23 protein-coding genes and 2 riboswitches are annotated in these 23917 nt (G+C 72.0%); of the genes, 7 read left to right on the forward strand and 16 right to left on the reverse strand.

Features of this window, described 5'->3' with window-relative positions:
* The first annotated feature begins 64 nt into the window (after positions 1-64).
* Complete coding sequence (locus tag OG444_RS07580) at positions 65-1066, forward strand: DMT family transporter (RefSeq protein WP_327261416.1); 1002 nt, start codon at positions 65-67, stop codon at positions 1064-1066.
* Positions 1067-1643: 577 nt separating this feature from the next.
* On the opposite strand, the gene OG444_RS07585 is transcribed toward OG444_RS07580, so the two are convergent.
* Positions 1644-2978 carry an aminotransferase class I/II-fold pyridoxal phosphate-dependent enzyme gene (locus tag OG444_RS07585; RefSeq protein WP_327261417.1) on the reverse strand — a complete coding sequence of 445 codons (1335 nt, stop codon included), beginning with the start codon at positions 2976-2978 and terminating at the stop codon, positions 1644-1646.
* 37 nt (positions 2979-3015) lie between these two features.
* Between OG444_RS07585 and OG444_RS07590 the strand changes: the two genes are divergently transcribed.
* Positions 3016-3735, forward strand: a complete 720-nt coding sequence (locus tag OG444_RS07590) for a pyridoxamine 5'-phosphate oxidase family protein (RefSeq protein ID WP_327261418.1) — start codon at positions 3016-3018, stop codon at positions 3733-3735.
* Here OG444_RS07590 and OG444_RS07595 read toward each other — a convergent pair.
* Together OG444_RS07595 and OG444_RS07600 are read right to left on the reverse strand one after the other, a co-directional pair.
* A complete protein-coding gene (locus tag OG444_RS07595; RefSeq protein WP_327261419.1) occupies positions 3717-4685 on the reverse strand; it encodes a DMT family transporter in 969 nt (322 codons plus the stop codon). The two genes, OG444_RS07590 and OG444_RS07595, sit on opposite strands and share 19 nt — an antisense overlap.
* Positions 4686-4847: 162 nt before the next feature.
* Positions 4848-5804 (reverse strand): EamA family transporter, encoded by a 957-nt coding sequence (locus OG444_RS07600; protein ID WP_327261420.1) that lies wholly within the window; start codon positions 5802-5804, stop codon positions 4848-4850.
* Between the two features lie 172 nt (positions 5805-5976).
* Between OG444_RS07600 and OG444_RS07605 the strand changes: the two genes are divergently transcribed.
* The gene (locus tag OG444_RS07605; protein ID WP_327261421.1) at positions 5977-6405 is read left to right on the forward strand and encodes a type II toxin-antitoxin system Rv0910 family toxin; all 429 of its coding nucleotides are present in this window, start codon (positions 5977-5979) and stop codon (positions 6403-6405) included.
* Between the two features lie 87 nt (positions 6406-6492).
* Here OG444_RS07605 and OG444_RS07610 read toward each other — a convergent pair whose 3' ends face one another.
* Positions 6493-7113, reverse strand: coding sequence for a PadR family transcriptional regulator (locus OG444_RS07610; RefSeq protein WP_327261422.1), 621 nt, complete (start codon positions 7111-7113; stop codon positions 6493-6495).
* A 387-nt stretch (positions 7114-7500) separates the two neighbouring features.
* On the opposite strand from OG444_RS07610, the gene OG444_RS07615 reads away from it, so the two are divergent.
* The gene (locus OG444_RS07615) at positions 7501-8343 is read left to right on the forward strand and encodes a PhzF family phenazine biosynthesis protein (protein WP_327261423.1); all 843 of its coding nucleotides are present in this window, start codon (positions 7501-7503) and stop codon (positions 8341-8343) included.
* 40 nt (positions 8344-8383) lie between these two features.
* Here OG444_RS07615 and OG444_RS07620 read toward each other — a convergent pair whose 3' ends face one another.
* From OG444_RS07620 to OG444_RS07630, 3 genes are all read right to left on the reverse strand, one after another.
* A complete protein-coding gene (locus OG444_RS07620; protein WP_327261424.1) occupies positions 8384-9115 on the reverse strand; it encodes a hypothetical protein in 732 nt (243 codons plus the stop codon).
* Between the two features lie 89 nt (positions 9116-9204).
* Complete coding sequence (locus tag OG444_RS07625; RefSeq protein ID WP_442810468.1) at positions 9205-10044, reverse strand: CPBP family intramembrane glutamic endopeptidase; 840 nt, start codon at positions 10042-10044, stop codon at positions 9205-9207.
* 78 nt (positions 10045-10122) lie between these two features.
* A complete protein-coding gene (locus tag OG444_RS07630) occupies positions 10123-11655 on the reverse strand; it encodes a glutamate-cysteine ligase family protein (protein ID WP_327261426.1) in 1533 nt (510 codons plus the stop codon).
* A 487-nt stretch (positions 11656-12142) separates the two neighbouring features.
* Here OG444_RS07630 and OG444_RS07635 point away from each other — a divergent pair, with 487 nt between their 5' ends.
* On the forward strand, positions 12143-12763 hold the full coding sequence (locus OG444_RS07635) for a hypothetical protein (RefSeq protein ID WP_327261427.1): 621 nt from the start codon (positions 12143-12145) through the stop codon (positions 12761-12763).
* Positions 12764-13024: 261 nt separating this feature from the next.
* Positions 13025-13213, forward strand: a complete 189-nt coding sequence (locus OG444_RS07640; protein ID WP_030009772.1) for a DUF5999 family protein — start codon at positions 13025-13027, stop codon at positions 13211-13213.
* A 90-nt stretch (positions 13214-13303) separates the two neighbouring features.
* Here OG444_RS07640 and gcvP read toward each other — a convergent pair whose 3' ends face one another.
* A complete protein-coding gene (gene gcvP / locus OG444_RS07645) occupies positions 13304-16189 on the reverse strand; it encodes an aminomethyl-transferring glycine dehydrogenase (RefSeq protein ID WP_327261428.1) in 2886 nt (961 codons plus the stop codon).
* 61 nt (positions 16190-16250) lie between these two features.
* A riboswitch (glycine riboswitch) is annotated at positions 16251-16382 on the reverse strand.
* A 1-nt stretch (position 16383) separates the two neighbouring features.
* A riboswitch (glycine riboswitch) is annotated at positions 16384-16482 on the reverse strand.
* A gap of 112 nt (positions 16483-16594) precedes the next feature.
* On the opposite strand from gcvP, the gene OG444_RS07650 reads away from it, so the two are divergent.
* Positions 16595-16960 (forward strand): PRC-barrel domain-containing protein, encoded by a 366-nt coding sequence (locus OG444_RS07650; protein WP_327261429.1) that lies wholly within the window; start codon positions 16595-16597, stop codon positions 16958-16960.
* Between the two features lie 171 nt (positions 16961-17131).
* On the opposite strand, the gene OG444_RS07655 is transcribed toward OG444_RS07650, so the two are convergent.
* The 8 genes from OG444_RS07655 to OG444_RS07690 form a co-directional block, all read right to left on the reverse strand.
* Positions 17132-18541 (reverse strand): DNA polymerase IV, encoded by a 1410-nt coding sequence (locus tag OG444_RS07655; RefSeq protein ID WP_327261430.1) that lies wholly within the window; start codon positions 18539-18541, stop codon positions 17132-17134.
* A gap of 43 nt (positions 18542-18584) precedes the next feature.
* Complete coding sequence (locus tag OG444_RS07660) at positions 18585-19223, reverse strand: MerR family transcriptional regulator (protein ID WP_327261431.1); 639 nt, start codon at positions 19221-19223, stop codon at positions 18585-18587.
* Positions 19224-19403: 180 nt separating this feature from the next.
* Entirely contained in the window at positions 19404-19877 is a 474-nt protein-coding gene (locus tag OG444_RS07665; RefSeq protein ID WP_007262890.1) for a bifunctional nuclease family protein, read from the reverse strand.
* 51 nt (positions 19878-19928) lie between these two features.
* On the reverse strand, positions 19929-20702 hold the full coding sequence (gene ftsR, locus OG444_RS07670) for a transcriptional regulator FtsR (protein ID WP_327261432.1): 774 nt from the start codon (positions 20700-20702) through the stop codon (positions 19929-19931).
* A 45-nt stretch (positions 20703-20747) separates the two neighbouring features.
* Positions 20748-21695 carry an FHA domain-containing protein gene (locus OG444_RS07675; protein ID WP_327266691.1) on the reverse strand — a complete coding sequence of 316 codons (948 nt, stop codon included), beginning with the start codon at positions 21693-21695 and terminating at the stop codon, positions 20748-20750.
* An 85-nt stretch (positions 21696-21780) separates the two neighbouring features.
* Complete coding sequence (locus OG444_RS07680) at positions 21781-22662, reverse strand: DUF881 domain-containing protein (RefSeq protein WP_327261433.1); 882 nt, start codon at positions 22660-22662, stop codon at positions 21781-21783.
* 5 nt (positions 22663-22667) lie between these two features.
* Entirely contained in the window at positions 22668-23000 is a 333-nt protein-coding gene (locus tag OG444_RS07685) for a small basic family protein (protein ID WP_007262894.1), read from the reverse strand.
* Complete coding sequence (locus OG444_RS07690; RefSeq protein ID WP_327261434.1) at positions 22997-23905, reverse strand: DUF881 domain-containing protein; 909 nt, start codon at positions 23903-23905, stop codon at positions 22997-22999. Before OG444_RS07690 ends, OG444_RS07685 begins: the two co-directional genes overlap by 4 nt.
* Between the last annotated feature and the right edge of the window lie 12 nt (positions 23906-23917).

The raw sequence follows: 23917 nt of genomic DNA on the forward strand, positions 1-23917 counted from the left end.
GCTACGCCGTCACTCAGAGAAACTCTCGCTTGTCCTACGAAGTTGATACGAGCACAGTAAGGGCATGAGCGCACCGACCACCCCCGGGCCCGCCCGCCCGGCCCCCGCCCCGACCGCCGCCACCGTCGGCGCCACTGCCACTGCCACGGCCGTCGCCCCCACCCGGCCGCGCCGCGGCGGCCTGCTCGACTGGCGGATCCGGTTCGCGATCCTCTCGGTCGTCTGGGGCTTCAGCTTCCTCCTGATCAAGGTCGGCACCGAGGCGTACGCGCCCTTCCAGGTGGCGCTGGGCCGGGTCCTGTTCGGCGCGCTCGCCCTCCTCACCGTGCTGCTGGTCCGCCGGGAGCCGCTCCCCCGCGGGCTGCGCACCTGGGGCCACCTGAGCGTGGCGGCGCTCCTGCTCAACACCGCCCCCTTCTCGCTCTTCGCGTATGCGGAGCTGAGCATCCCCTCCAGCCTGGCCGGCATCTGCAACGCCACCTCGCCGCTGTGGGGCATGGCGCTGTCGCTGGTCGCCCTCTCCGAGGACCGTCCGACCCGCCGCCGCTTCGCCGGGCTGGGCCTCGGCTTCCTCGGCGTCCTCACCGTGCTCGGTGCCTGGCAGGGTTTCTCCGGCGTCGACGCCAAGGGCACCGCGTTCGCCCTGCTGGCCTCCCTCTGCTACCCCATCGGCTGGATCTACGTCCGCCGCACCCTGGCCGGAACCCCCGGCTCCCCGGTGGCCCTGACCGGTGGGCAGCTCATGGTCTCCACGCTCCAGCTCGCGCTCGTCAGCGCCGTGTTCACCTCGGCGCCGGGCTCGTTCCCGCTCTGGCCGACCCTGTCGGTGATCGCGCTGGGCGCCCTCGGCACGGGCATGGCCCTGCAAATGCAGTACGGGCTGGTCACGGAGGTCGGCCCCACCACCGCCCAGATGGTCACCTACTTCATCCCGGTCATCGCGACCACGGCGGGCGTCCTGGTCCTCGGCGAGCAGCTCCACTGGAACACCCCGGTCGGCGCCGCGATCGTGCTCGCCGGAGCAGCCCTCACCCAGACCCGCCCCGGGGCCCGCAAGCCCGCCTGAGCCGGCCCGACACCCTCCGGGCGATCATCACCACGCCTGGAGGGCACCCCTTGGGGGTGTCTTCCCGATCACGCCGGGCTCGCGGGCCCTGGCACCGCGCCTCGTCCGCCCTGCGATCCACGGCACCAGAACCCGCTCCCTGATCCGGCCCGATCGACAAGACGCCCCCCCCTGGGCCCGGCCATCGTCCCGCTCACCGTCGGACCTGCCGACGTCCTCGCGGGCAGCTGGGTCACACCGAAGATCCGCGGCGCCGCAAGGCCACCGGAGTGCCGGGCGGCGGCCGACGCCGAGCTCCGGACGCACGCCCGGGGAGACCTCGGTCCGGCCCGTCGGGTCGCCTCCGCACCCGTCCACCGCTTCCTCGGCTCGGCGGTCACCCTCGGCGGGATCGTCTTCACCCCGGGCGGCCTCCTGCGGTCGCGCGACCTGGACAGGACCGCGCGGGGCGAGCCGGCCGGGCCCGTCCGCACGGACCGCGTCAAGGTCCCGGCCGGGCCGACCCGCCGGGGTCATGACCGCCCCCGGCCGGGCCGACCCGCCGGGGCCCGCCGGCCCGGAGGCCCGCCGCGCGCGGTCAGTCGTACCGGACCCCCGCCGCCCCCACGCTGGCCGCCGCGGCCACCGCGTCGGCCAGGACCGGCACCTCGGCGACCGCCAGCTGCGAGACCGTCAGCCGGACCCCTGGCCCCGCCTCGACGCGGAAGACGGCCCCCGGCGACACCGCCCAGCCGGCGGCGAGCAGCCGCGTCACCACCACCGTCTCGTCGACCACCGGCACCCAGACGTTCAACCCGCTCCGCCCGTGCGCCCGCACCCCCCGCTCCCGCAGAGCCTCGACCAGCGCGTCCCGCCGCTGCGCGTACGAGCGGGCCACCGCGGCCGGGTCCACCGCGCCGGAGCTCCACAGCTCCACCACCGCGTACTGCAGCAGCCGGCTCACCCAGCCCGGCCCCAGCCGCTGCCGCCCCCGCAGCCGGTCCAGCGTGACCGCGTCACCGGTCAGCACCGCCAGCCGCAGGTCGGGCCCGTACCCCTTCGCCGTGGACCGGATCAGCACCCAGTGCCGGGTCACCCCGCTCAGCGGGTGCAGCGGCAGGTCGACGATGCCGTGACCGTGGTCGTCCTCGATCAGCAGCACCTCGGGGTACTGCGCCAGCAGGGCCCGCAGTTCCTGCGCCCGCTGCGCGCCCACCGCCGCCCCGGTGGGGTTCTGCGCCCGCGCGGTCACCATCAGCGCCCGCGCCCCGGCGGCCAGCGCGCGGGCCACCGCGTCCGTCCGGGGCCCGTCGTCGTCCACCGCCACCGGCAGCACGCGCAGCCCGAGGGCCGGGACCAGGTCCAGCGCCCCGCCCCATCCCGGGTCCTCGACGGCCACCGCGTCGCCCGCCCGCAGGTGGGCGGTGAGTACCCGTTCGATCCCGTCCAGCGCGCCCGATGTCACCGCCACCGGCCCCGGCGGCACGCCGTCCGCGTCGAAGCCGGCCCGGGCGAGACGGGCGAGCTCGGGGGCGACCGGGCCCTCCCCGTAGAGGGCCGGCGCCTGCGCGTACCGCCGGGCGGCCGCCGCCAGCGGTCCCTCGAGCGAGGGGAGCAACGAGACGTCCGGGTTGCCCTCGGCAAGGTCCCGTACGCCCTCCGGCACCACCATCCGCAGCGCGTCCCGCGGCGTGCTCGACGGGCGGGCGCGCACCCGGCTGCCGCGTCGCCCGTCGGTCTCGATGACCCCGCGCTCGCGCAGCGTCCGGTACGCGGCGGCCACGGTGTTGGGGTTCACCCCCAGATCGCCCGCCAGTTCCCGCATCGGCGGCAGCAGCGAACCGGGCGGGAGCGCGCCCGAAGCCACGCCCGCCTCCACCCCGGCCGCGATATCCGCTGCACGCCGTCCTGTGATCCGATAGTCTCCTAGCACAAACCATAGTATGCACTAGTGCAATGGAGTTCGCACGATGACCGCCACGCCTGCCGCCACGCAGACCCCCGGGACGAGCGACCGCACCGACCGCACCCCGTCGACCGGAAGCTACGAGCCCACGGCCCGCACCGTCCCGACCCGCTCACGCGACCGGGCGCGCTACGACCGCGAGACGGTGCACTCGATACTCGACGCGGCCTTCATCTGCCACCTCGGCTTCGTCCGCGACGGCGCACCCGTGGTCCTTCCCACGCTGTTCGCCCGGGTCGGTGAATCGCTCTACATGCACGGCTCCACCGGCTCGCGCCCACTGCTCGCGGCCGGCCGTACGGACCCGGGCCTGCCCGTCTGCGTCACCGTGACCCACGTCGACGCCCTCGTACTGGCCCGGTCGGCCTTCCACCACTCGCTCAACTACCGCTCGGTGGTGGTGCACGGCACCGCCCACCAGGTCACCGACGAGGAGGAGTGCCGGACGGCCCTGGACGCCATGGTCGACTCCGTCGTCCCGGGGCGCTCCGCCGACGTCCGGCCCGCCAACGCCCGGGAGCTCGCCGCCACCGCGGTGATCCGCGTGGATCTGACCGAGGTGTCGGCGAAGCTCCGCAGCGGCCCGCCGAACGACGACGCCGAGGACCTGGACCTGCCCCACTGGACGGGCTTGATCCCGGTCGCCCCGGCGTACGGAACCCCGGTGCCCGCCGCGGACCTGGCCCCCGGCATCGCCGTCCCGGACTACCTCACCGCGCTCTGAGGACTCCGCCGTACGACGGTGGGCGCGGCCGCCGCCGGCCGGCGCGACTCCGCCGCGATCAGCGCGCCCACCGCCGTCAGCAGCAGTACGGTGCCCAGCACCACGGCGCCGGTCAGCCGCTCCCCGAGGACCAGGACCGCGATCACCGCCGCGCTCACCGGCTCGATGAGCATGATCACCGACACGGTGGCGGCCCGTACGGCGGCGGCTCCGGTGAAGTACAGCGCGTACGCCAGCGCCGTCGGCACGGTGGCGACGTACACCAGCAGCCACAGCACCCGGCCGAGGTCGGCGGTGTGCGGCAGCAGCCCCTCCACCGCGGCGAGCGGCAGCAGGCAGACGGCGCCCACCGCGACCGACCAGGCGGTGGTCACCAGCGGGTCACCGCCCGCCCCGCGCTGCCCGAGCCACCGGGCCCGCAGGGTCATCCCGGCGTACCCGGCGGCCGACAGCAGCGCCCAGCCGACACCGAGCGGCCGCACCTCGCCGCCCCCGCTGCCCAGCACGAGTACGGCCAGCCCCGCCAGCGCACCGACGACGGCGGTGACGCCACCCGGGCCGAGCCGCTCCCCCATCCAGCGGCGGGCACCGAGCGCGATGATCACGGGGCCGGCGCCGAGGGTGACCACGGTTCCCACGGCGAGCCCGGTGTCGCGCACGGCGGCGAAATACGCGGCCTGGAAGACGGTGAACAGCAGCCCGGTCACGATCAGCGAGCCGGCCGAGGGGCGCGCCCGGGACGGGACCGGCCGGGACCGGGACCCGCGGACGGCGAGCACGGCGAGCAGCACCGCGAGTCCGCCGGCGCAGCGCCAGAAGGACAGGGCGAGCGGGCCGAGGTCACTGGCCAGGAAGAGGAGGGAGGCGGCCGCCCCGGCGGTGCCCCAGGCGGCTCCGGCGACGACGAGGTACAGCAGACTGCGCCCGGCAGCGGGCGAATGGTTCGACACGAGATGTCTCCGCGCATGCGTGAAGGATGAAAGAAGCAGGTCATCGCTCCGCGGGCAGCACGGACCCGCCCAGGGTGTCCCCGGGCCAGGTTCCTGACGTGGTGGCGCCGCCCGCGCTAGGCGGCGGGCGGCGAAAGCACGGTCGAATACATGGGTGCCACCCTAGGCCGTCGTCGTCTCGCGGTCCAACACGGCGGGGAGGACGTCCGCCGGCGGGGCCGGCCGGGAGGACTGTGCGATGAAGGCGCCGCCCAGCACCAGGCCGCCGCCGACGATCTGCCAGGTCGAGAGGTGTTCGCCGAGCAGGATCCAGGCGAACACGGTGGCGACGACCGCCTCCAGGAAGGCCACGACGCCCGCGACCTGCGGCGAGAGCCTGCGCACCGAGACCACACCGGTCACGTAGGCGAAGACGGTCGCGACGAGCACCACCCAGGCGAGCAGGACCGGCGCGGGCATCAGGGTGCCGCCCACGGACGCCTGGCCGCCCAGTACGCGCCAGTCGATCTCCCACGGCCGGGCGATGACCGTCATCACCAGGGCGCCGATGAGCATGCCGTACGCGATCACCCCGAGCGGGTCGGGGGCGTCGTCCTTGTCGGCGCCCTGGTCCGCGAAGACGAAGTAGAAGGCCTGGCAGCAGGCGGCGGCGAGACCGAAGAGCACGCCGAGCGGGTCCAGGCTCAGCCCGGCCCAGATCTCGACCACGCAGGCCAGGCCGACGACGGCGACGGCCGCGCCCGCGGCGGCGCCGCGCGTCACGGGCTTGCGCTGCACGAAGCGGATGTAGCCGAGCAGCAGGGCCGGGCCCAGGTACTCCAGGAGCAGGGCCACGCCCACGGGAATCCGGGACAGGGAGGCGAAGTAGAAGGCCTGCACACCCGCGACGGCGATCAGCCCGAAGCCGGCGAGCAGTGCGGGCCTGCGCAGGAGGAGGTCACGGTGGCGCCAGGCGAGCGGGGACAGCACGAGCGCCGCCCCGGCCACCCTGAGCCAGACCATGTGGAGGGGGTCCAGACCCGCCTCGATCAGCGGCTTCGCCGCCACTCCGGAACCACCGAACGCGAACGCCGAGACGAGGGCGAGGCCCAGTCCGGCATTTCTCCCTGTCGCTTGCATCCGGCCATCATGACAGGGCCGGTCAGTAGCGTCACGGGCATGACACCTGTTGAGACGGAGTCGAGATCACGACTCGCCGGCCCCTGCGATATCTGACAGGTCGTCAGTATTGAATGTTCCGCCCGCCGGGGCTACCTTCCGCCGCACGTAACCGACGCGAAGGGGTGGTCGCATGGCCGAAGTCACCGCGGAATCACGCATCGAGGCGTCCGCCGCGCAGCTCTGGTCCCAGCTGACGGACTGGGACGCGTACGGGCAGTGGAGCATGACCCACACGAACTTCCCCAAGGGCGGCCCCGAGACCCTCGCGGTCGGGGCGACCTTCGCGGAGAACATGAAGATGATGGGCTTCCCGGCCGAGGTCGTCTGGACCGTCTCGGAACTGGAGGCGGAGCGGCTGTTCGCCATCACCGGCAAGGGCCCGATGGGCGTGGCCGTCCTCACCCGCTACACCCTGACCCCGGACGGCGGGGCCACCACGGTCCGCATCGACGGCGAGTTCACGGGAGCCGCCGTCTCCCTGATGGCGGGCAAGCTCAAGGACTCGGCGACCGCCGCGCTGAACGAATCGCTGCGCAAGCTGGCCGGCCTGGTCGTCTGACGCCCGGGCCACACCCGCCCCGCACGCAGGTGCGCCCCGCGAGTCGGACTCGCGGGGCGCACCTTCGCGTACGGCGGCCGGTCGGGCTCAGTGCTCGTCGGCCAGGATCAGGTAGAGCTTCTTACGGGCGTCGTTGATGACCCCGAGCGCCTTCTCGCGCTGCTCGGGCGTGCCGGTCTTGAAGACCTGCCCGAAGGCTTCCATCAGGCCGAATCCGGCCGTCCGGACCTCCTGCATCGCTTCGAAGTCGAAGCCGCGCCCGGCATCCGCCCAGGGGGCGTCCGGGCCCGACTCGGACTCGGCGCGGCCGGCGTCGGTGAGCGTGAACAGCTTCTTGCCGCCCTCGCTCGCGCTCGTGATGAGCCCCTCGTCCTCGAGCAGCTGCAGGGTCGGGTAGACCGAGCCCGGGCTGGGCTTCCATGCCCCGCCGCTGCGCTCGCCGATCTCCTGGATCATCTCGTAGCCGTGCATCGGCCGGTCGGCGAGCAGCGCCAGGATCGAGGCGCGCACATCGCCGCGCCGCGCCCGGCCCCGCGGCCCCCCGCGTCCGCCGCGGCCACCGAAGGGACCTGCGCCGAAGGGCGGCCCGAACGGCCCGAAGGCGGCGCGCAGCCCCTTGAAACCCTCCCGACGATCGGGCCCGCAGTGGTCATGGCCCCGTCCGTGGTCATGTCCGCGGTCGTGGCCGTGCTGTCCGTGTGAACGCATGACTGCGCTCCTTTCGTCACGTTGTCGTTGCTTCATCGGTGGTCCGATATCTCTACTATCGGAGAAGACTCGCGACGTGTCAACGATATATCGGAACGTGTCGGCGACAGTCGAGCCGTGAATCCGTCAGGAAGTGACCTGCCGCCGCCGTCCGTGCCGCAGCGCTGCTCCTCGTACTGCCGGGCCCGGCCACGGCCGACGGCTCCCGGCGGCTGGTCGGCTGCCGGCTCAATCCACACCGGCGCGTCCACTGCTCCGAGGCTCGGAGGCCGGGGCGCCAACGTCTCGAACTCGCCCGGCACCACCCCCGAGCAGGCCCACCCGACAGGGCCAGTCACCCCCGATTGGCCTTTGTCGATGATCAAGGAACCGTCCTACCGTCGGGGCATGCGCATCCGAATCGTCGACGCCTTCACCGACCGCCCCTTCCACGGGAACCCCGCCGGAGTCCTGCTCCTCGACGCCGCGTTCCCGCCCGACGCCTGGCTCCAGCAGGTCGCCTGCGAGATGAACCTCTCCGAGACCGCCTTCGCCCACCCCCTGCCGCCCGGCGGGGACGCCGACTGGGCGCTGCGCTGGTTCACCCCGGCCGCCGAGGTCGACATGTGCGGCCACGCCACCCTGGCCACCGCGCACGTACTGGCCACCAGCGGGCTCGCCACGGGGCTGATCCGGTTCTCCGCACGCTGCGGGATCCTCACCGCCGAGACGGCCGAGGACGGCACGATCACCATGGACTTCCCGACGTCCTCGCTCACCCCGGTGCCGGCGCCGGCCGCCGTGGACCACGCGCTCGGCGGCCCCCCGATCCTCTCCGTGCACGACACCGCCGATCACATCGGCGATCTCGTCGTCGAGCTGGCCGACGAGAAGACCGTCCGCGAGCTGGAGCCGGACCACGCCGCCCTGCGCGCCTTCGCCAGGCGGGGAGTGATCGTCACCGCGCCCGCCGAGGATCCCTCCCTCGGATACGACTTCGTCTCCCGCGGCTTCTTCCCGGCCTTCGGTATCGACGAGGACCCGGTCACCGGCAGCGCCCACACCGCGCTCGCCCCGTTCTGGGCGCAGCGGCTGGGCCGCACCGAGCTGACCGGACTGCAGGGCGGCGCGCGCCGGGGTCTCGTACGGGTGACGCTGGCGGGCGACCGCACGCTGCTGGCCGGCCGGGCCGTCACCGTCGTCGACGGCGAGCTGCTCGCGTCCCCGCCCGGGGCGGGCGGGACGCAGTGACCACGGGTCGCGGCCGCGGGCACCGGCCGATCGGCTCGGCTCAGCCCGCGGAGCCGCCCCCGCCGCCCTTCCCGTCCCCCTTCGACCGCACCTGCGACCGCGACTTCGCATCGGCCTTCGCGTGTGCGGCACTCCGCCGCTTCTCCTCCTGCTCCACCCAGGCGGCCGAGTCGATCCGCTTCCGGTAGACCTGCGACGGCTCCGCCTTGCCCATGTGCACCGTCCATCCCCACAGCACGGCCGACACGACGAAGAGGACGCCCGCCAGCCCCAGATAGGAGGCGATCTCCTCGGACTCGGAGGCTCCCTCCTCGTGAAGGAAACCGGGTACGCCGGCAACGAGCAGGTTCACGCACCACGCGAGCGCCGCGTTGAACAGGGCGAGGGAGATCCAGTAGAAGACCCGCACGGTCCTCGCCGGACCGCTCAGCTCCCCCAGCAGCAGGAGGCGCCGCAGTGTGACCGGCCCGGTCCGGTGGCGGTTGCCCGTGTCCGCCTTGGCCCGGAGCACCGACGCGTAGCACTCGTCCAGCCAGCGCCCCGGGTCCGGGTCCGCGGGCGGGGAGTCGGTCGGCGCCAGCTGCTTGGCCTGGATCCAGCCGTTGAGGAACTGGATCTCCAGCTGCGCCTTCTCCAGGCGCCTGCGGTAGTGGTGGTCGGAACTGCGCGCCTCGCGGCGGTCCCGGACGAGGAGGCTGATGCCGCCCACCACGCCGGTGACCACGGGCACAAGGAAGGGCGCGAACGGTACGAGGGTGTCCACTACAGCCACCGGGCGCGCCTCCTTGCTCGCCTCCAGCGTCGCACCGCCGCGGCGTCCGGCACCGCCCGGAAGGGCCGATCGGGTGGCCCCGTGCCGGATCAGGGCGTCGGCAGCCAGCCCACCTTGCCCGCGAGCAGGGCGTATCCGCCGAAGGCCACGATGTCGAGGAGCGCGTGCGCGACGACGAGCGGTGCCACCCGGCCCCAGCGCCGGTAGGCGAGGACGAAGACGACGCCCATCACCATGTTGCCGACGAACCCGCCGATGCCCTGGTAGAGGTGGTACGAGCCGCGCAGCACCGAGCTGGCCGCCAGGGCGGCGAGCGGGGACCAGCCCAGCCGGTCGAGCCGGCGCAGCAGGTAGGCCAGCACGATGATCTCCTCCACCAGCGCGTTCTGCAGCGCGGAGAGGATCAGTACGGGGAACTTCCACCACACGTCGGGCAGCGCCTCCGGCACCACCGTGAGATTGAATCCGGTGGCCAGGGCGCCCAGGTAGAAGGCCAGCCCGGCGCTGCCGATCCCGGCCGCGACGAGGGCGCCGCGGCCCAGGTCCCACCAGGGCCGGCTGCGGTCGAAGCCCAGCACCCGCAGGCCGGGAGCGCCCTCGCGGGTCAGGAGGTGCGCCACGAGCAGTACGGGCACCAGGGCGCTCGCGATGCCGAACAGCTGCCAGGCCAGGTCCAGCCAGGGCCGGCCGGGCGCGTAGGAGCCGTTGAGGGTGGCAGCCTGGTCCTTGAGGCCACCCGGTTTGGTGAGCGAGCCGATGAAGCTGATCAGCGCCGAGACCCCGCTCGCGCCCAGCGACAGCGCGAGGACGAGCAGCGTCTCGGTGCGAAAGAGACTCCGCCGCCCGTCCTCGCCCAGTTCCACGAACACCGGCTCCGGCTCCGCCCGCACGCCCGACTCCGTCCTGCCATGCCGTTGTGACCACCCCATACTGCCTCCTCGGCGGGCCGGGAGGATCACTGCGGGGTCAGCACGGGGATCACCGGACGGTGTCGGGCGCGCGGCCGGTCAGCGGGCGACGGGCACCGAGGCGGTCACCTCCTCCGTCAGCCCGACCGGCCAGGTGTGCACGGGGTCGCCCTTGTGCATCAGCTCGCTGTACCTCCGGGTCGTCGCGGCCAGTGCCTCGTCCCGCTCCAGCCCGGAGGCCAGCGCCCGGTGGTAGGTGTCCACCTGCCAGGTCGCCCCGTTCACCCGGCGCCGGCAGCGCTCCTCGATGATGCCGAGGTAGTGGTCCCGGTCCGCGGGTTCGATGCCCCAGGCGTCCAGCCCCGCCGCCGCCATCGGCAGCAGCTCGTCCAGGACCAGCCGTACGGCGGGCACGCTGGCCAGCCCCCCGGCCCGGCCGCGGCGCGGCCACCGCAGCCGCGCGTCGATCCCGTACCGGCAGGCCGCGTCGAAGTTCGCCTCCGCCTCGGCGAAGGGCAGCCGGGTCCACACCGGGCGCGGTTCGTCCGCGAGGGTGCGTACGAGCCCGTAGTAGAAGGCGGCGTTGGCGACGACATCGGCGACCGTCGGTCCGGCCGGCAGCACCCGGTTCTCCACGCGCAGGTGCGGCACCCCGTCGGCGACCCCGTACACCGGCCGGTTCCACCGGTAGACGGTGCCGTTGTGCAGGACCAGCTCCTGCAGAGCGGGCACCCCGCCCTCGGCGAGCACCCGCAGCGGCTCCTCCTCGTCGCATATCGGCAGCAGCGCCGGGAAGTAGCGGACGTTCTCGGCGAAGAGCTCGTACGCCGAGTCCACCCACCGCTCCCCGAACCAGGTGCGCGGCCGCACGCCCTGTGCCTGCAGCTCGGGCGGGCGGGTGTCGGTGGCCTGGGTGAACAGCGGAGGCCGCGACTCCCGCCACAGCTCACGCCCGAACAGGAAGGGCGAGTTGGCGCCGACGGCTATCTGTGCGGCGGCCACCACCTGAGCCGCGTTCCACACCGCCGAGAACCGGGCCGGGGTCACCTGCAGATGCAGCTGTACGGAGGTGCAGGCGGCCTCCGGCACGATCGACCCGGAGGTCCAGATCAGCCGTTCGACGCCGTCGATGTCGAGCGTGAAGTCCTCCCCGCGCATCATCAGGATCTGCTCGTTGAGCAGCGAGTAGCGGTCCACCGCCGAGAGGTTCGCGGTGACCAGGTCCGCACGCGAGATCGTCGGCAGAATGCCGATCATCACCACGCCGGCGTCGATCTCCGCGGCCTGCCTGTGGGCATAGCCGAGCCCGGCGCTGAGTTCCTCGGCGAGCTGGTCGAATACCCGGCCGCCGAGCCGGTGCGGAAGGACGTTCACCTCCAGATTGAACATTCCCAGTTCGGTCTGGAAATCAGGGCTCGCAATCCGCTCCAGCACCTGGGCATTCACCATTCTCGGCAGCCCGTCGGAACCCGCGAGATTCAGCTCGATCTCCAGTCCCATCATGTTCTTCGGACGATCGAACCTCTTCTCTGCCAGGAGTCGCTCCAGCCCCTCCAGGCACTCGTGAAGCTTCCTTCGATACCGCTGCCGATCGGACAGGTCGAATCCGCCCGCCACGACCTTCTCCCCCATCGAAGCGTCCCTCCTCGAGTGGGCCCGGCCCGGGGCATCCAGGCGCGCTGTACGGTCGATGATGCCCCGGCAGCATGATCCATAACGCGCTGGGGGCGTGCGTGGCGAGGAGCGCGCGCCGGTTTGGCCGAACGGCGCTTCGGCACATTCACCTGGCAAGTCGCTTCGTGCAAATTCCCCTTCGACTTTGCCTTGTTCGGATAACCGACGCTTTCCAGCCGAGCCCCCGTCCGGTAACCTCCGAGGTCAGCGCGACATGTTCGCGCGCATCCGGCATGAATGCCATGTCAGCGGGTCCGGTAAGCGCCTTGTCGGCAATAGGCGGGACAGCTAGCCGAAACACTGCGTGAACACATGTCGTATAAACTCCGCAAACGAGGCAGAGAGTTGGCGCGCGGCCATTGCCCCTCGGCCCCCCTCTGACCCCAGAATGCGAGTCCGCACCTGCCCCCGTTCCACCGGTCTCCCAAGTGAGAGGCGACCCACCATGCCGCTGCATGTCCCTCCGGCTCCCGCGCCCGCCCTGCGCAGCGTCCTCGCGGCACTCGGTTCCCCCACCGCCGTCCACGAGGCGCATACCCCGGCCCTGCGCGCGGTCCAGGGGCCGCTGACCGCCGAACTCCCCCTCCCGGTCCACGTCCTCGACCGGCTGGGCATGTCCAACCTCGCGGCCGGCGGCAGGCCGCCCCGTACGCGGCTCATCGGCTGGCGGTTCCTGATCCGCAGCGGGGACCGCCACATCGCCGCCGCCGACACCCGGCTGACCGCCGACGGCTGGGTCTTCTCGCACTTCTTCGAGGGGCCCTACGTCGCGGCAACCGAACGCGCCCTGCGCCAGGCGGAGTCCCTCACCACGGGCTACCAGCCGCGGCTGCTGTCGGTGCCGGAGCTCTACATGCTGACCCTGTGGCTGCACGGCGCCGTCGGCGCCGACGCGGCCGCCGGTCTCCCGGCCGGCGAGGACCTGCTGGTGCCGCTCGCACCGGCTCCGCCCGGCATCGCCCCGTACCGCCCGCATCCCGTCTCCGAGCTGCTGCCCGTGCTGACCCGCCGGCTGACCCCGGCCCCGGCGTCCGCCCCTCCGACGCTGGCCGCGCCCGCCGCCTGACCCGAATCACCCATTCGGCCTAGTCCGCCCGGGCCACTTGCGAACCATCCGAAATGACAGGGGAGTTGGCCTGAACCGCCCGCACGAGTGATGCGTCATCAATCTGTGAGGACAGCTGCCGGGAAATCCCTGCGAAGCGGCTGTCATGGGGGAACACTGATGACACGCTCCCCGCGGGTGCGGGGATGACCCAGGGGGACGGCCATGAACCACGCATCGAGCCGTAGCACGCAGACCACACCGCAGCGAAAGAACGCATCCATGTGCCAGCACCAGCCAGCCTGCCCGTCAGCCGAATCCGCCGACCGGGAGGCCGCGCGCCCGGTGGCCAACCACCCGGAGCAGGGCTGGAGCCTGCTGTGCAATGGCGTCCTGCTCTTCGAGGACACCGGTGAACTCCTGCCGGACGGCCAGATCATCGCCCCGCACCGGCCGCTCGCCGCGGCGTAAGGCGATACGGCCCGCCGACGGGCCGACCGGCCTGAGAAACGACGAAGGGGCCGGTCCGGGAGACTCTCCCGGACCGGCCCCTCACTCATGTCAGGCGTCGTACTCGTCCAGCGGCGGGCAGGAGCACACCAGGTTGCGGTCGCCGAACGCACCGTCGATGCGGCGCACCGGCGGCCAGTACTTCTCGGCGGCGGTGACCCCGCCCGGGAAGACGGCCTCGTCCCGGGTGTACGGGTGGTTCCACTCGCCGCCCAGCGCCGCCGCGGTGTGCGGGGAGTTGGCCAGCGGGTTGTCGTCCACCGGCCACTCGCCGCCCGCGACCCGCTCGATCTCGCCGCGGATGGCGATCATCGCGTCGCAGAAGCGGTCGATCTCGGCGAGGTCCTCGGACTCCGTCGGCTCGATCATCAGCGTTCCGGCGACCGGGAAGGACATGGTCGGCGCGTGGAAGCCGTAGTCGATCAGACGCTTGGCGATGTCGTCCACGCTCACGCCCGTGGACTTCGACAGCGGACGCAGGTCGATGATGCACTCGTGCGCGACCAGGTTGCCCGGGCCGGTGTAGAGCACCGGGTAGTGCGGCTCGAGGCGCTTGGCGATGTAGTTGGCGCCGAGCACCGCGACCTGGGTGGCGCGCTTGAGGCCCTCGCCGCCCATGAGACGCACGTACGACCAAGAGATCGGCAGGATGCCCGCCGAGCCCCACGGGGCGGCCGAGATCGGCCCGACGCCCGTCTCCGGGCCCGCGGTGGGCTGGAGCGGGTGGTTCGGCAGGTACGGGGCCAGGTGCGCCCGGACACCGACCGGGCCGACGCCCGGACCGCCGCCGCCGTGCGGGATGCAGAAGGTCTTGTGCAGGTTCAGGTGCGAGACGTCGCCGCCGAAGTGACCCGGCTTGGCGAGGCCGACCAGGGCGTTCAGGTTGGCGCCGTCGACGTAGACCTGGCCGCCGGCCTCGTGCACCTGGGCGCAGATGTCGGCGACGTGCTCCTCGAACACACCGTGAGTCGAGGGGTACGTGATCATCAGCACGGCGAGCTCGTCGCGGTGCTGCTCGATCTTGGCGCGCAGGTCGGCCGCGTCCACCTCGCCGTCGTCGGCGGTCTTGACGACGACGACCTTCATCCCGGCCATCACGGCGCTGGCGGCGTTGGTGCCGTGCGCGGAGGACGGGATCAGGCAGATGGTGCGCTGCTCGTCGCCGTTCGCGCGGTGGTAGGCGCGGACGGCCAGCAGGCCGGCGAGCTCACCCTGGGAACCGGCGTTCGGCTGGATGGAGACCTTGTCGTAGCCGGTCACCTCGCAGAGACGTTCCTCCAGCTCGGTGATGAGCGTGAGGTATCCCTCGGCCTGCTCCACCGGGGCGAAGGGGTGCAGCTGGCCGAACTCGGGCCAGGTCACCGGCTCCATCTCGGTCGTCGCGTTGAGCTTCATGGTGCAGGAGCCCAGCGGGATCATGCCGCGGTCCAGCGCGTAGTCCTTGTCCGAGAGCTTGCGCAGGTAGCGCAGCATCGCGGTCTCGGAGCGGTGCTGGTGGAAGACCGGGTGCGTCAGGTACGCGTCCGAGCGCAGCAGGCCCTCGGGCAGGGTGTCGGCCGTGGCCGCGTCGAGCGCCTCGATGTCCGCGGTGACGCCGAAGGCGGCCCAGACGGCCTCGATGTCGGCGCGCAGGGTGGTCTCGTCACAGGCGGCGGAGACGAGGTCGGCGTCCACCTGGAAGAGGTTGACCCCGCCCTCGCGGGCGGCGGCGACGACCTCGGCCGCACGGCCCGGGACGCGGGCGGTGATCGTGTCGAAGTAGGAGCCGTGCACGATCTCGACCCCGCCGGCCGTCAGACCGGCGGCGAGCAGGGTGGCGTAGCGGTGGGTGCGGCTCGCGATCGTCCGCAGGCCGTCCGGGCCGTGGTAGACGGCGTACATGCCGGCCATGACGGCGAGCAGCACCTGCGCGGTACAGATGTTGCTGGTGGCCTTCTCGCGGCGGATGTGCTGCTCACGGGTCTGCAGCGCCAGGCGGTAGGCCTTGTTGCCGTCCGCGTCCACGGAGACGCCGACGAGGCGGCCGGGGAGCGAGCGGGCGTGCTTGTCCTGGACGGCCATGAAGCCGGCGTGCGGTCCGCCGAAGCCCATGGGGACACCGAAGCGCTGGGTGGTGCCGACGGCGATGTCCGCGCCCAGCGCGCCCGGGGAGGTCAGCAGGGTCAGCGCGAGCAGGTCCGCGGCGACGGCGACGATCGCGCCGAGCTCGTGCGCCTGGTCGATGACCGGCTTGATGTCCCGCACGGCACCGGAGGCACCCGGGTACTGGACCAGGACGCCGTAGATGCCGCGCTCGGCGACCTCGGCCGGGATACCGGCGGACAGGTCGGCGACGACGACCTCGATGCCGATCGGCTCGGCGCGGGTCTCGATGACGGCGATGGTCTGCGGCAGCGCGTCGGCGTCCACCAGGAAGATGTTGCCCCTGGCCTTGCCCACGCGGCGGGCCAGCGTCATGGCCTCGGCGGCCGCGGTGCCCTCGTCGAGCAGCGAGGCACCGGAGGTCGGCAGCCCGGTCAGGTCGGCGACGACCGTCTGGAAGTTCAGGAGCGCCTCGAGGCGGCCCTGGGAGATCTCCGGCTGGTACGGCGTGTACGCCGTGTACCAGGCCGGGTTCTCCATGACGTTGCGCAGGATCACCGGCGGCGTGAAGGTCCCGTAGTAGCCGAGGCCGATCATCGGGGAGAGGACCTGGTTGCGGTCGGCGAGCGAGCGCAGCTCGGCCAGCACCTCGGCCTCGGTCCGCGCGTCGGGCAGGTTGAGGCCCTCGGCGGTCTTGATCACATCCGGCACCGCGGCGGCGGTCAGTTCGTCCAGGGAGCCGTAGCCCACCTGGGCGAGCATCTTCGCCTGCGCCTCGGCATCCGGGCCGATGTGGCGCTGCTCGAAGGGGATGCCTCGCTCCAGCTGGGAGAGCGGAATGCGGTTGGCGGTCATTACGGAGGCCTCCTGGTCGTATGACCTGCGAGGGCACCACGGCGCGGGCACCCGGACGGCCTCCCCCTCTGTCATCTGCACCTGAGAGTTTCACCGGAGTCACGGGGGTCTCCCGAGAGATCCGGCTTTCACCGTCGGTGAGGTGTGGGACCGGCACTGCTCACCCGGTACCCGCTCCTGCTTTCCAGAGTGGCCTCGTCCGTGCGGTACGTATGCCTGAGAGATTCCGGGGAGGATTTGCTCCTTCGGCGCCTCCGTCTCGTTCACTCGGAGGACTCTCCCGCACAGGGTCGACAGCCGTTCACCAGCGTACCAGCGAGGTTCAGGACCCTCCCCGAGTGGCCTCCGCTGCAGATATGCACTTCTGTAGTCATTACGGAGCAGTTGCGACCTTTTGGAGGGACCGTGCAGACCGACATCGATCCGCGCAGCCTGATCGGCCGCAAGGCGTTCGACCGCAACGGCACCAAGATCGGCACCATCGACGAGGTCTACCTCGACGATGCCACGGGCGTCCCGGAATGGGCCGCGGTCCGGACGGGGCTCTTCAGCCGCGATGCCTTCGTCCCGCTGGAGCCGAGCGAGATGGTGGGCGAAACCCTCCGGGTGCCCTTCGAACGCGCCCTCATCCGCGACGCCCCGGACTTCGGTGTCGGACGCCACCTCTCGCCCGAACAGGAGCTGCAGCTCTACCACCACTACGGCCTGGACACGACCCTGCCGTCGGACTTCCACCACGACTTCGGCCACCTGGCGGGCGATGAGAGCTAGGCCACCGGTAGGTCCTGTCGTCGAAGTCCCGCCTGGCCCGCGGCGCCCGGCACCGCACCTCGCCGCGTTGTCGGGGCGCCCAAGTACGTCCAGTACTCGGGCGCCCCTCCGCCTTGCGATGCACGGCGCCGGACACCACGGGCTCAACCGGCGCTACTTCGACGACAGGACCTAAGGGGTGCCCTCGGGCGGACCGCTCCGGTCGCCGGCCCCCACCAGTGGCAGCGGGTCGGACGGCTCCAGCTCGGGGTCGTCCAGCCGGAAGGTCCGCACCCGGCCGGGCTCCGATCCGGGCCGCTCGAACCGTACGGTCACCCGCCCGACCCCGCTGCCCTGCACCCACCCGGGCCCGTACACGGCGTGCCGGACGTCGCTCCCGGCCGTCCAGCGCCGCTCGGGGGACGGCTCCGGCTCCCCGGGCGGCTGCGGGGCCTCAGGGGCCCCAGGCGCCTCAGGGACCCCTTCTGTCTCGCCCTCGGCCGTCACCGCGTCCCCGTCCGGCTCAGCGGCGAGCGACTGCGCGAACAGGTCCTCCTGCGTGTAGTCCGCCAGGCCGGTCACCCCCACCCCCAGCAGTCGCACCCCGCCGGTGGTGTCCACGCCCTCCAGCAGCCGCGCCGCGGCCTCCCGCACCACCCCCGGATCGTCCGTGGGCCCGCGCAGCGTCTCGGACCGCGTCAGCGTGGAGAAGTCGTACCGCCTCACCTTGAGCACGATCGTGCGCCCCGAGTGCCCCGAACCCCGCAGCCGCTGCACGCACCGGTCGGCGAGCCGCTGCACCTCGCCGCGGATCCGCACCCGGTCGTGCAGGTCCACGTCGAAGGTGTCCTCGACCGACACGGACTTCGCATCCCGCTCCGCGACCACCGGCCGGTCGTCCAGCCCGAGGGCCATCCGGTACAGCCCGGCCCCCGCCGAGCGGCCGACCATGCGGACCAGCTCGTCCTCCCCGGCCTCCGCCAGCTCCCCCACCGTGGTGATCCCGGCCCGGCGCAGGTGCTCGCCCGTGGCCGGTCCCACCCCGGGCAGGGTCCGTACCGACATCGGGGCGAGCAGCTCGCGCTCCGTCCCCGGCTCGATCAGCAGCAGCCCGGCCGGCTTGGCCTCCTCGGACGCCACCTTGGCCAGCATCTTCGACCCCGCCAGCCCCACCGACCCGCTGAGGCTCGTGGCGGCCCGGATGTCGGCCCGCAGCCGCTCCCCCGTCTCCCGTGCGCTCTGCGAGTCGAAGGCGACCCCACCCGCCTCCAGGTCCACGAAGGCCTCGTCCAGGCTCAGCGGCTCCACCAGCGGCGAGAGCTCCCGCAGCATGGCCATCACCACGTCGCTGACCTGCCGGTAGAGGCTGAAGCGGGGGATGAGGTACGCGCCGTTCGGGCAGAGCCGTCTCGCCTGCCCCATCGGCATCGCGGAGTGCACCCCGAACCGCCGGGCCTCGTACGAGGCGGTGGCGACGACCCCGCGCGGTCCGAGCCCGCCGACGATGACGGCTTTCCCGCGCAGGCTCGGCTTCGACGCCTGCTCCACGGAGGCGTAGAAGGCGTCCATGTCCAGATGCAGGATGGTCGGCGCGGCTCTCACAGCCCGATGCTGCCCTATGCCACTGACAACGCCCGGGCTCCGGTCAGACGGCCCGGTTGCGGCGGGCGGCCAGCTCGTCCGTCGGGTTGTGCCTCACCAGCGTCTCGCCGGTGTCCACCCGCTCGCCGTGCAGCTGCGACAGCGCGCTCTCGACGTCGCGCCACACCACGCCCACGGCGATGCCGAAGACGCCCTGCCCGCCCTGGAGCAGGCTCACGACCTGGTCCGGCGAAGTGCACTCGTACACGGTGGCGCCATCGCTCATCAGCGTCATCCGTTCGAGGTCCGGGATACCGCGGTCCTGCAGGTGCTGGACCGCCGTACGAATGTTCTGCAGCGCCACCCCGGTGTCCAGGAAGCGCTTGACGATCTTGAGGACCACGACGTCGCGGAAGCTGTAGAGCCGCTGCGTCCCCGTCGCGTAGGCGGCCCGCACGCTGGGCTCCACCAACCCGGTCCGGGCCCAGTAGTCGAGCTGCCGGTAGGTGATGCCGGCCGCGGCGCACGCCGTCGGCCCGCGGTATCCGATCTGCTCGGGCTCCGGGTCACCGCTCACCGGCCCGACCGGCGTCGACTCCGGCTGACGGCGCGCGGAACCGACCGCACCGCCGTGCAGCGGGTACGGCCCAGCCTCGCTCCGTGCGGGGGTACCCCCGGTCGTACCGTCGCCCGTGATCCTCACGCCGACCCTCCGTCCTTGACCTGCCCACCTTGAAGGTAGGCAGTCACCAGGGGTGCGTCAACGATCGCCACACTCGGCACGCCGAGTGATAATCACCCTGAGAGTGGTTTCCCGTATCCCTTTGCGGGGAAAGGCTAATCGAATGGGCTGAGGTTCTCCGAGGACGACGCGGCCGACACCTCACTGCGGGCCGGTACCGAAGTCCTCCGGCGAGATCTGGTCGAGGAACTCGCGGAACTTCTCCACCTCGTCCTCCTGCTCGTCGGGAATGGCGATTCCGGCGTCGTCCAGCACGCCGTCACTGCCGTAGATCGGCGTCCCTGTCCGCAGGGCGAGGGCTATGGCGTCGGAAGGCCGCGCACTCACCTCGACCCCACTGGCGAAGACGAGCTCCGCGTAGAAGACGCCCTCCCGCAGATCCGTGATGCGGACCTCGGTGAGCTCCTCGCCGACCGCCTCGAGCACGTCCTTGAACAGGTCGTGCGTCAGCGGTCGGGCAGGGGCCATCCCCTGCTGCGCGAAGGCAATGGCGGTTGCCTCCCCTGGACCGATCCAGATGGGGAGGTACCGATCGCCTCCCACTTCACGCAGGAGCACGATCGGTTGGTTGGAGGGCATTTCCACCCGGACACCCACAACGTCGAGCTCGTTCACACAGCAACCCTAGGACCTGCTCGGCAGGTTTGGGTAGTCGGGCCCCCCACCTCAGGGCAGCCGGACCCCCAGAGCGGTCTGTACGAGGGCCTCGTGGAGCCGTACGGAGAGCCCCGCGAGCTCCTTCAGCGTGGCCTCCGCATGAGCCCGGGTCTGCGGGTTGCGGTGCCTGCGCAGCGGTGCCACGACCTGCTCCACCAGCCCCGCCTCGCGGTCGGCGGCGGCCTTCATCGCGCGCAGGTGCCTCGGCTCCAGTCCGAATCGCCCCAGGTCGGCCACGAGCCGGGCCACCGTGACGGCCCCGGCGTCGAATCCGCCCTCCGGGCCCTCGGCGAGCAGCCCGTAGGACTCCCATTCGATCAGCTGGACCTCGTCCACGTCGGCCGCAGCGAGCAGCTCCGCCCGGCCCACGCGGGCCACGGTGGTCCGCTCCCGGCCCACTTCGCCGTAGACGGCCGCCGGTCCGGCGGGATCGGTCGACTCCCCGTGCGCCGTGGGCGCCGGGATACGGATCTGCTCACCGCGGGCGAGCGCGTCGAGCTGCTCGCGGATCACCTTCAGCGGGAGGTAGTGGTCGCGCTGCAGACGCAGGATGCGGGCGAGCCGCTCCACGTCGTCGGTGCTGAACTTGCGGTATCCCGAAGGTGTGCGTCGGGGCTCGACGAGCCCCTCCGCCTCCAGGAACCGGATCTTCGAGATGGTGACTTCGGGGAACTCGTCACGCAGCGTGGTGAGCACCGTGCCGATGCTCACCAGCCGCCCCGCCGGGCCTGCGGTGCCGGCGGCACCGTTTCTCGGGGCACCGCCGGTCGGGGTACGCAGCATGGAACCTTCCCTCTGGGGGTACCCCCGGACGGAGTCCGGGGAGGATCAGATGCCCCGCAGGCTTGCGTAGAAGACCACCCGGTACTTGCCGATCTGCACCTCGTCGCCGTTGTTCAGGGCGACGGAGTCGATCGGCTCACGGTTCACGTACGTGCCGTTGAGGCTGCCGACGTCGGCGACGGTGAAGCCGCCGTCCTGGCTCCTGCGGAACTCGACATGGCGCCGGGAGACGGTGACGTCGTCCAGGAAGATGTCGCTCTGCGGGTGGCGGCCGGCCGTGGTCAGCTCGCCGTCCAGCAGGAAGCGGCTCCCGGAGTTGGGACCGCGGCGCACGATGAGCAGAGCGGAACCGGGCGGCAGCGCCTCCACCGCGGCCTGGGCCTCGGGGGACAGCGAGGAGGACGACACGTGCGGTTGTCCCGACACCTCGGCCTCGTAGGCCTCGAGGCCCGAGATCGAAATGGTGGACGTGGTCTCCGAGGCACGCTCCGGCGTCAGGCCCGCCCGCAGCGGCGCACCGCAGTTGGAGCAGAACCGACTGGCCGCATCGCTGCGGTGTCCGCACCTGCTGCAAATCTGCTCGGCCGACATGGACGGCTCCTCGCGCCGCGGTTGCCCCGCGGATGCATTGGTGGCATACGGGTCGGGGGCAAACCCTCCACCCGCACTTGAGGTTGATGGTTCACCGAAACCTATGCGTCCGGTACCAGCAGGGTCAACAGCCGACGCGCCGGGGGCACCCGAAACCTCGCCCGGGCCGGCCACCTCGTCGCGGAAGAGCGGCCGGTCGCCCTGCCCTTCCACCTCCCCGTGGCCGGCGCGGTGCCGTGCCGCGCCGCCTTCCTCGCGGTTCTTCTTGCCGAACAACTTCTCAAACAACTTCACGGGCGATTCCCCTTGACCGAAACAGACCCGCCCGTGGGGCAGGACGAACTCCGAATACAGACACCTGCCGACCCGGACATTCTCACAACGTCCGTAACCACCAGACAGTTTCCACCACGCACCGCGACTTCGGTGCGTCGACCCCCCGCAGGCATCCGCCCGCGTGAGCCGCTCCACTCTCCACTGTGCTTCATCACGATGACGACCGAGCGTAGTCAGGCTGCTTCGCAGCCCGCAAGGCATCCACAACGATCTTCGCCGACCGTGTGACGGCGACGGTGGCCTGCTCCTTCTCCAGCGTCTGGACGACACCGCCGGGGATGTTCAGCGCGGGCTCCAGATCCTGGGGCTTGCCGATCACCTTGAACTCATACGGCTGTGTGATCTTCGTACCGTCGATGGCCACCCCACCGTTCTCGTCCGAGAAGTACGAGCCCGCGACGATGCGCACCCCGTTGATCTGGATCGCCTCGGCTCCGGCCGCCCTCAGCTCCTGAAGCGTGTCCAGCAGCTGGTCGGACTGCACCTGCCCCGTGGGATCCGTGATCTTCAGCGTGATGCCCGGCCCCTGGGCTGCCACCGTACCGGCCAGGATGCCGAGTTGGCGTTCCTTCTCCACGGTCTGCTTACGGGCCTCCTCGGCCTGGTTGGAGCTGCTCTCCAGCTCCCTGCGCTGGTCCTCCAGCTGCTGCTTCTCGTCCTCCAGGCGCTTGGTCCGCCCGTCGAGCTCGTCGAGGATCCGTACGAGGTCCTCCTGGCGGGCTCCGCGCAGCGCGCTGGAGTCGCTGTTGGACCGGACCTGGATCGCCAGACCCAGCCCCAGGACGAACAGCAGCAGCGCCACGATCAGTTGGGCCCGGCTCACCCGCGGCGGCCACAGCCCGGCCGCGAGCCGCTGCCGGCCGGTCTCCCCGGGCTGTTCCGGCGCCTTCTCGGGGGTCTCCGAGGGGCCCGGGCCCTGGGGGGCCTGCGCGGGTTCCGGGGACGGCGCTGGCGGGGGCGACTGCGGAGGCCGGGGCGACTGCGGGGGGCCGCCCGCGGCTCCCGGCTCCTCGGGACTCTCGTTCGTACTCATCGGCCTCACGCCCGGAACACGTGCCGGCGGATGGCCGCGGCGTTGGAGAAGATGCGGATGCCGAGGACGACCACCACACCCGTGGACAGCTGCGAGCCGACCCCGAGCTTGTCGCCGAGGAAGACGATCAGCGCCGCCACGACCACGTTCGACAGGAAGGACACCACGAAGACCTTGTCCACGAAGATGCCGTCCAGCATCGCGCGGAGCCCCCCGAACACCGCGTCCAGTGCCGCCACCACGGCGATCGGCAGATAAGGCTCCACCACGGCCGGTACTTCGGGCCGGACCAGAAGCCCGACCACCACTCCGGCCAAGAGGCCCAGTACCGCGATCACGATGCACCCTTCTGCTGTTCTGCCGGTGTAGCTGTACGTACGGTCAGACTCGACGCGGCCGGCAGCCGCAGGTCGTCGGCCGGGGACAGGGAGTAACGGATCCCGTAGCTCTCCTGCAGCACGTGCAGGTACTGTCCGTCGGCCGAGTCCTGGAAGGCCGTGCCGAGCCTCTTCTTGTCCCCCACCGCCAGCACCTCGTACGGCGGCACCAGCGGTCTGTTGTCGACCAGTATCGCGTCACCCGCGGCCCTGATCGCCGACAGTTCGGTCAGCCGCTGCCCGTTGATGGAGATGGCTTCCGCCCCGGACTGCCACAGCCCGTTGACGATCTTCTGCATGTCACGGTCACGGAGCCGGCCGGTGTCCGAGAAACCGGAGCTCTCCCGCGGTTTGCCGCCACCGCCCGACGAGGCGCCCTTGGCGTCGTCCACCACCAGCTTGACCCCGGGCCCGCGGACCTCCGTGGCACCTGCCAGCAGGGCCACCAGCTCGCCCTGGCCGCCGCCGGGCTGCTTCAGCGCCGCGCGCTGGCGTGCGGCGACATCGGTCCGGAGCCGCTCGATGTTGCGCTCCAGGGCGTGGACGCGGTCGTCGGACCGCTCCACCCGGTCGATCAGTTCCTGGCGCTCCTTGGCCAGCACCGGCGCCGCTATCCGCGCTTCCGCCGCACCGAGCGTGACGACCATGGCGGTGATGACCAGCCCGGCGGCGAGACCGAGTTTGGCCTTGAGGGTGCGCGGGAGACCCGCCGTGCCGTCCGCCTCGCGGCGGGCTGTCGCCTCCGCGTATCCCTCGTCGAGGCTGTTGTCCATCACGTGCGTCAGCAGCGACATGGAAGCGTCGGGGCGCGTGGGCGCAGAGGACGCCGTAGTCCGGTTGTGGGGCGGCTGCGACATGCCGCACATCGTCGCATGTCG

The sequence above is a fragment of the Streptomyces sp. NBC_01232 genome, from assembly GCF_035989885.1.
Taxonomy (GTDB): Bacteria; Actinomycetota; Actinomycetes; order Streptomycetales; family Streptomycetaceae; genus Streptomyces.

Bases quoted from the DNA above. Each gene is read 5' to 3' on its own strand.
- OG444_RS07625 (WP_442810468.1), bottom strand. From the start codon at position 10,044: ATGGGGTGGTCACAACGGCATGGCAGGACGGAGTCGGGCGTGCGGGCG.
- OG444_RS07600 (WP_327261420.1), bottom strand. From the start codon at position 5,804: ATGCAAGCGACAGGGAGAAATGCCGGACTGGGCCTCGCCCTCGTCTCG.
- OG444_RS07640 (WP_030009772.1), top strand. From the start codon at position 13,025: ATGTGCCAGCACCAGCCAGCCTGCCCGTCAGCCGAATCCGCCGACCGG.
- OG444_RS07630 (WP_327261426.1), bottom strand. From the start codon at position 11,655: ATGGGGGAGAAGGTCGTGGCGGGCGGATTCGACCTGTCCGATCGGCAG.
- OG444_RS07615 (WP_327261423.1), top strand. From the start codon at position 7,501: ATGCGCATCCGAATCGTCGACGCCTTCACCGACCGCCCCTTCCACGGG.
- OG444_RS07605 (WP_327261421.1), top strand. From the start codon at position 5,977: ATGGCCGAAGTCACCGCGGAATCACGCATCGAGGCGTCCGCCGCGCAG.
- OG444_RS07680 (WP_327261433.1), bottom strand. From the start codon at position 22,662: ATGAGTACGAACGAGAGTCCCGAGGAGCCGGGAGCCGCGGGCGGCCCC.
- gcvP (WP_327261428.1), bottom strand. From the start codon at position 16,189: ATGACCGCCAACCGCATTCCGCTCTCCCAGCTGGAGCGAGGCATCCCC.
- OG444_RS07635 (WP_327261427.1), top strand. From the start codon at position 12,143: ATGCCGCTGCATGTCCCTCCGGCTCCCGCGCCCGCCCTGCGCAGCGTC.
- OG444_RS07580 (WP_327261416.1), top strand. From the start codon at position 65: ATGAGCGCACCGACCACCCCCGGGCCCGCCCGCCCGGCCCCCGCCCCG.
- OG444_RS07590 (WP_327261418.1), top strand. From the start codon at position 3,016: ATGACCGCCACGCCTGCCGCCACGCAGACCCCCGGGACGAGCGACCGC.
- OG444_RS07610 (WP_327261422.1), bottom strand. From the start codon at position 7,113: ATGCGTTCACACGGACAGCACGGCCACGACCGCGGACATGACCACGGA.
- ftsR (WP_327261432.1), bottom strand. From the start codon at position 20,702: ATGCTGCGTACCCCGACCGGCGGTGCCCCGAGAAACGGTGCCGCCGGC.
- OG444_RS07690 (WP_327261434.1), bottom strand. From the start codon at position 23,905: ATGTGCGGCATGTCGCAGCCGCCCCACAACCGGACTACGGCGTCCTCT.